This is a genomic window from Paraprevotella clara YIT 11840 (genome assembly GCF_000233955.1).
Lineage (GTDB): Bacteria > Bacteroidota > Bacteroidia > Bacteroidales > Bacteroidaceae > Paraprevotella > Paraprevotella clara.
This window is the reverse complement of the sequence record NZ_JH376596.1, coordinates 1-2,610: the sequence shown is the minus strand read 5'-3', so window position 1 is coordinate 2,610 and position 2,610 is coordinate 1. Positions and strand designations below refer to the sequence as shown.

Below are 2,610 nucleotides of genomic sequence, written 5' to 3'. Positions count from 1 at the left end.
CGCGTATCAAGACCACCTTGTCGGCCGATGCCACGATGTACAGCCGCCGGGGTTATGGTAGTGCGGAATTGAATACGGATGACTTTGTACTGAATGCCTCGCTCAGCCAACCGTTCTGGAAAGGCAAGCTCATTGCAAGGATTGAAGCTTTCGACCTGTTGCATCAGGTCTCTTCCACACAATATAGTGTCAATGCGCAAGGGCGTACCGAAACATGGTTTCGTTCTCTGCCCCATTACGTGATGTTGCATTTGGTGTACCATTGGAACAGAAATCCTAAAAAGCCATGAATAAGTTTTAATTTTTTTTCTTCACTTTAGATAAAAAGATTATAAAATCGTAAATATGAGAAAAAGGTTATTAATATACATGTTCATATTTTTTTGTTGTGTACACACTTCAGCACAGACCATAGAAATAGTCGGTGAGATTGAGGATGATTTTTTGAAAGTTCCACTTAGTGGAGTAAAGGTATCCATTCTCAATCCGGATAGTACGGTTGTGGTAGACTCCGCAAAGATTGTGGACTTTAGGAACCGTAATGGAAAACTTCTGAAAGTGATGTTCTCTGCAGCAGTTAAAGCTGAAAAACGGGATTATTTATTACGTGCTACACGACCGGGTTATGGTGACGTATGGGAGTCGGTATCCGTCCTTCTTCCTGAGATTGTAAGTTCCGTAAGATTGGAAGAACCCATTAAGATGCGCAAGGAGCGTAATATGGCCTTGAACGAGGTCGTTGTAAAAGCTACGAAGGTCAAGATGTATTATAAAGGAGATACGTTGGTGTATGATGCCGACGCTTTTAAATTGCCTGATGGTTCGATGCTCGATGCCTTGATACGCCAGTTGCCGGGCGTGACGATGAATGACGGCGGCGAGATATTCGTGAACGGGCGACGGGTGGATGAATTGTTGCTCGGTTCGCGGACTTTCTTTCGTGGAAACAAGAAAGTGTTGATGGAAAACCTACCTTATTATACGGTGAAAAATCTTAAAGTGTATGAAAAACAGACGGACAAGAGTGAGGCGTTGGGATACGATGTGGAACCGCGCAAGTATGTGATGGACGTAAACTTGAAAAACGAATACAACCAAGGATATATTGCCAATGTGGAGGCTGCGGGTGGAACGGAAGACCGGTGGTTGGGGCGTGGTTTCCTTTTGGGGTTTACCGACCGTTGGCGGTATGCGTTGTTGGGCAATGTGAACAACGTGAATGAAAGCCGCCACATCGGAGAGCATGGCCATTGGTCTCCGGCCACCATGCCCCAGTCGCTTCTCACCACGCGCAGCGTAGCGACCGATTTGGATTACCAATCGAAAGATAAGAATGTGACGAACAATTTCAATGCCGGTTTCACATCGTCCAATACCGAATTGGAGATGCACCAACGCTATGAGCAATTCCTTGAAGGTAGCAAACCCATGTCGCTTACGGAGAACCGTAATGAATCTGACAACTGGCACTTGAAATTGGTCAACCGTTTGAATTTCAAAAAGCCGGCTTACTTTGATTTCACGTCCCATTTTGATTATGAGAAAAGGAATGCTTCAGGTGGATCGCACTTTAACCAATGGGATGACCGGTTGACAGCTTCTATGCGTACTGATGCATTAAGTGAAGGGCGGTCATGGGCTTTTTGTCAGGAAACGGGAGGATCTTTCAATGTGAATAAGGAAAAACGTTGGTATGGCAATTATTACCTTTTTTTCAGGCACAGCGATGATCAGTCGTGGCTTTCCAACCGTTACGATACGTGGCAGGCCACCACACAAGCCGATGATATCCGCCATAATGCCAGTGATGTGTCCCATAAATTGACGAACATGATGTTTAATACTTATTGGACTATTACCGATTTGTTTGGTAAAGTGGATCTTATTATTGGGGACGATTGGAATTATTCCGATAGCCGTATTCATGATTACCTTTATCACCCCGATACGCTCTTACTGGCTTCGCAGCTCGATATGTTGTCAGCTATTACCGACCCTTCCAATTCCTATGATAGCCATCATCGTAATTGGTGTAATACAGCCAGCATTATCTTTTCTCAAAATGGAACTTATAAATTAGGGCTTTATGATATTCAATACGACCGTTGGCGTGTGGCTCTCAATGTGCCGGTTTTTCATCAGTCGCTTGATTACAGGCGAGGAGGTATCGACACTTTGATGCATGGCACGTGGGTGTATTTTAGACCCGATGCATCTTTTCGGCACATGTCGGAAGACGGAAAGCACGATTTTCGTCTCAGTGCCGGTTACCAATGTGCTCCGGTGGATATACTGAACCAAATAGGTTACCGTGACGACAGCCAACCGCTTGTGATTAAGGAGGGAAATCCTGACTTGAAGGGGACGGCCACGACAAGTGCCAATGCCGACTATACCCGGAAATACGGGACGCACGTCAGCCTATGGCATGCGGGCGCGTCGTTCAACTACCGCCACCGTGACGTGGCGCAGTCAGCGAGTTACAATCCGGTGACGGGCGTGTACACTTACAAGCCGATGAATGTGAGCGGAGCTTATTCCGCTACGGCACGGTTCGACATTTCGGCCAACATCGGCGAGAAGCGTTATTGGACATGGCAGATGAATGCA

1 protein-coding gene and 1 pseudogene are annotated in these 2,610 nt (G+C 46.1%); both read left to right on the top strand.

What is annotated here, in order from left to right:
* A pseudogene (locus HMPREF9441_RS06360) lies at window positions 1-290 on the top strand (hypothetical protein); the annotation flags it as partial.
* A gap of 79 nt (window positions 291-369) precedes the next feature.
* A partial coding sequence (locus tag HMPREF9441_RS06355; protein WP_039864993.1) for an outer membrane beta-barrel protein occupies window positions 370-2,610 on the top strand: 2,241 nt, incomplete at its 3' end.